This window comes from Methylibium sp., from assembly GCF_013817365.1.
GTDB lineage: Bacteria > Pseudomonadota > Gammaproteobacteria > Burkholderiales > Burkholderiaceae_C > Methylibium.
The window spans coordinates 1-4,337 of record NZ_JACDCU010000354.1 but is presented as its reverse complement, the minus strand read 5'-3'; the positions used below and the strand labels follow the sequence as shown (position 1 = coordinate 4,337).

Annotated in this window: 3 protein-coding genes; 2 read left to right on the top strand and 1 reads right to left on the bottom strand. The window is 66.5% G+C overall.

All coding sequences use genetic code 11. The annotated features are described in order from the left end of the window. A partial coding sequence (locus tag H0W38_RS17480; RefSeq protein ID WP_292456434.1) for an MFS transporter occupies positions 1 to 943 on the top strand: 943 nt, incomplete at its 5' end. On the opposite strand, the gene H0W38_RS17475 is transcribed toward H0W38_RS17480, so the two are convergent. Beyond that, on the bottom strand, positions 937 to 1,755 hold the full coding sequence (locus H0W38_RS17475) for a pyruvate, water dikinase regulatory protein (protein ID WP_292456433.1): 819 nt from the start codon (positions 1,753 to 1,755) through the stop codon (positions 937 to 939). The genes H0W38_RS17480 and H0W38_RS17475 overlap by 7 nt on opposite strands. 200 nt (positions 1,756 to 1,955) lie before the next feature. Here H0W38_RS17475 and ppsA point away from each other — a divergent pair. Beyond that, on the top strand, positions 1,956 to 4,337 hold a 2,382-nt coding region (gene ppsA / locus H0W38_RS17470; RefSeq protein ID WP_292456431.1), incomplete at its 3' end, for a phosphoenolpyruvate synthase.

Sequence of the window (4,337 nt, the reverse complement as noted above, 5' to 3'; positions counted from 1 at the left end):
GTACACGGCGCTGTGCGTGGCCGCCGCGTTCAGCGGGGCCGGCGCGAACTTCGGCTTGATCGTGATCCAGCGCAGCGCCGGCCGCAGCGCTGCCGGCGGGCTGAGCGGCGAGAGGAGCGCGACTGAACTCAAGCGTATGTTCAGCTGGCTGGGCCTGGCGCCTTCGGTGGCCAACATGGTGGGGCCGTTGGCAGCCGGTGTGCTGGTCGATGCGGCCGGCTACGGCGCGGCCTTCGCGGTGCTCGCCGCGCTGCCGCTGGGCGCGTTGTGGTGGGCCCGGCAGGTGCCGCGCGAGCAGCTGCCGTCCCCGGCGGCAGCCAAGGCGCGCACTGCCGCGCAACCGATGTGGCGCTCGGCCGTGGAGCTGGCGGGCACGCCCGGCATGCGCCGGCTGCTGTTGGTCAACTGGCTGCTGTCGGCGAGCTGGGACGTGCATGCGTTCGTGGTGCCGCCGCTCGGCCACAGCCGCGGCCTGAGCGCCTCGGCGATCGGCGCCATTTTGGGAGTGTTCGGGCTCGCGGTCTCGCTCGTGCGGCTGCTGATTCCCGTGCTGGCGCACCGCTTGCGCGAAGCGCAGGTGCTCGCGGTGTCGATGGTCATCGTCGCGACGGTGTTCGCGCTGTATCCGTTCGCGCAGCAGGCATGGACGATGGGCGTGTGCGCGGCCGTGCTCGGCCTCGCGCTCGGCGCGGTGCAGCCGATGATCATGTCGACGCTGCACCAGCTTTCGCCGCAGCACCGCCAGGGCGAGGCGATCGCGTTGCGCTCGATGACCATCAACCTGTCCAGCACGCTCATGCCGCTCGGCTTCGGGCTGATTGGTGCGACGCTCGGAGCTGCAGGCCTGTTCTGGGTGATGGGCGCGATGGTCGGCGCCGGCGCGTGGCCGGCAAGGCGACTCGGAGCGAGCAGGGCAGACGGTGAAGGAAGCCGGGCTCAGTAAACCAGCCGGTCCGGACGGATATCGCGCAGGATGGTGGTTGCGATCTCCTCGATCGATTTGTGCGTCGAGCTGAGCCAGGCGATGCCCTCGCGCCGCATCATGGCCTCGGCTGCGTCCACTTCGAAGCGGCAGTTCTCCAGCGACGCGTACTTGCTGTTGGGCCGCCGTTCGTGGCGGATCTTCGCGAGGCGCTCGGGCGCGATGGTCAGGCCGAAGCACTTGGCGCGGTGCGGCGCCAGCGGCCTGGGCAGTGCGGCGCGTTCGAAATCTTCCGGAATCAGCGGATAGTTCGCCGCCTTCACGCCGTGCTGCATCGCCAGATAGAGCGAGGTCGGCGTCTTGCCCGAGCGGCTCACGCCCACCAGGATCACGTCGGCGATGTCGAGGTTCTTGGACGACTGGCCATCGTCGTGCGCCAGCGAGAAGTTGATCGACTCGATCCGGTCGGTGTACTCCTGACTTTGCGAGGCATCGGTGAAGCGCCCGACGCGGTGGTTGGACTTGGCGCCGAATTCGATCTCCAGCGGCTCGACGAAGGCGCGAAACATGTCGAGCACCATGCCGTGCGACTGCGAAACCAGCGCGAGCAGTTCCGCATCGACCAGCGTGGTGAAGACGATCGGCCGCTTGCCTTCGCGCTCGGCGGTGCCGTTGATCTCGCGGACCACTTGGTGAGCCTTGTCGGCGCTGTCGATGAAGGGCCGGCGCACGTGGCGCGGCTTGGCCGCGAACTGCGCCAGGATGGAGTTGCCGAAGGTTTCGGCAGTGATGCCGGTGCCGTCGGAGACGAAGAACACGGTGCGGTTGGGCATGGGCTGTGAGAGGAAACGCACGGAATCGGGCCCGTACAATCTAAATCAACTTTTCCCCGCTGCCACACCATGAGCCCCGCGCCGACACAAAAAGAACACAACGGCGTACGCGCGGCCGGTGAGCTTCGAGCCTTTTGGCCGCATGTCGTGGGACATGACGCGGGTGACCCGGTTTCATCACCTCCCGGAGCTTTCCCACCATGTCCACCATCGATGCGACCGCCCTGGTCGTCCCGCTCGAAAACCTGAGAATGACCGATGTCGAGGCGGTCGGCGGCAAGAACGCCAGCCTCGGCGAAATGATCAGCCAACTTGCCGCCTCGGGCGTGCGCGTTCCCGGCGGCTTCGCCACCACGGCGCATGCCTTTCGCGAGTTCGTTCGGCACGACGGACTGGCTGGGCGCATCAGCGCCCGACTCGCTGCACTCGACACGAACGACGTGCGCGCACTCGCCGAGGCCGGCGCGCAGATTCGTGGCTGGGTCGAAGCGCAGCCTTTCCCCGCCGACTTCGAAGCGGCGATCCGCGAATCCTTCGCCGCGCTGACTGAAGGCAATGCCGACGCTTCGTTCGCCGTTCGCTCCTCGGCCACCGCCGAAGACATGCCCGACGCCAGCTTCGCCGGCCAGCAGGAAACCTTCCTCAACGTGGTCGGCATCGACGAGGTGCTACCCAAGATGCGCGAGGTATTCGCCTCGCTCTACAACGACCGCGCGATCAGCTACCGCGTGCACAAGGGCTATGCGCACGACGACGTGGCGCTGTCTGCGGGCGTCCAGCGAATGGTGCGATCCGATCTCGGAGCAGCCGGCGTCATGTTCACGATCGACACCGAGTCGGGCTTCAAGGATGTGGTCTTCATCACTTCCAGCTACGGCCTGGGCGAAACGGTCGTGCAGGGCGCCGTGAACCCCGACGAGTACTACGTTCACAAGCCGACGCTGGCGGCCGGCAAGCTCGCGGTGATCCGCCGCAACCTTGGCTCCAAGCTCATCAAGATGGAGTTTGCGAGCGCCGAAGAGCACGCGGCGACGGGCAAGCTGGTGCGCACGGTGGACACCGCGCACGAGCAGCGCAACCGCTTTTCGCTGAGCGACGCCGACGTCACGGAGCTGGCCAAGTACGCGCTCATCATCGAGCAGCACTACGGCCGTGCAATGGACATCGAATGGGGCAAGGACGGCAGCGACGGCAAGCTCTACATCCTGCAGGCGCGGCCCGAAACGGTGAAGAGCCAGGCCGAAGGCAAGGCCGAGCAGCGCTTTCGACTCAAGAGCCAGGGCACCGTGCTGGCCGAAGGCCGGGCGATCGGGCAAAAGATCGGCACCGGCCCCGTGCGCGTCGTGCAAAGCATTGCCGACATGGACCAGGTGCAGCCCGGTGACATTCTCGTCACCGACATGACCGACCCGAACTGGGAGCCGGTGATGAAGCGGGCTTCGGCCATCGTCACCAACCGCGGCGGACGCACCTGCCACGCGGCCATCATTGCGCGTGAGCTCGGCATTCCGGCGGTGGTCGGGTGCGGCGACGCGACCGAGACCCTGCGCGAGGGCGCGCTGGTCACCGTGGCCTGCTCCGAGGGCGACACCGGCTACGTCTACGACGGCCTGCTGGAGACCGAAATCACCGAAGTGCAGCGCGGCGAACTACCCGTGTGTCCGGTGAAGATCATGATGAATGTCGGCAACCCGCAGCTCGCCTTCGATTTCGCGCAGATGCCGAACTCGGGGGTCGGCCTGGCACGACTCGAGTTCATCATCAACAACGCGATCGGCGTGCATCCGAAGGCCGTCCTCGACTATCCGAACATCGATGCCGACCTGAAGAAGGCGGTCGAATCGGTGGCGCGCGGCCATGCGTCGCCGCGCGCGTTCTACGTCGACAAGCTGGCCGAAGGCATCGCCACCATTGCGGCGGCCTTCTGGCCCAAGCCGGTGATCGTGCGCCTGTCCGACTTCAAGTCCAACGAGTACAAGAAGCTCATCGGCGGTTCGCGTTACGAGCCCGAGGAAGAGAACCCCATGCTGGGCTTTCGCGGCGCCTCGCGCTACATCAGCGCCGAGTTCGGCGAGGCGTTCGCCATGGAATGCGAGGCGCTCAAGCGCGTGCGCCACGACATGGGCTTGGTCAACGTCGAGATCATGGTGCCGTTCGTGCGCACCCTGAAGCAGGCTGAGCGCGTGGTCGGCATGCTCGCCGAACGAGGGCTCGAGCGCGGCGTGAACGGGCTGAAGGTCATCATGATGTGCGAGATCCCCAGCAATGCGATCCTGGCCGAGGCCTTCCTCGAGCACTTCGACGGTATGTCGATCGGCTCGAACGACCTGACCCAGCTCACCCTCGGACTGGACCGCGACTCCGGCCTGGCGTTGCTGGCGGCCGACTTCGACGAACGCGATCCGGCCGTGCAGGCGTTGATCTCGCGCGCGATCAAGGCTTGTCTTGCCGCCGGAAAATACGTCGGCATTTGCGGTCAAGGGCCGAGCGATCATCCCGATTTCGCCGACTGGCTGGCCGACGAAGGCATCGCCTCGATCTCGCTCAATCCCGACACGGTCGTTGAAACCTGGCAGCGCCTA

Excerpts from the sequence above, each read along its gene's own strand:
- H0W38_RS17475 (WP_292456433.1), bottom strand. The coding sequence starts at position 1,755 with ATGCCCAACCGCACCGTGTTCTTCGTCTCCGACGGCACCGGCATCACT.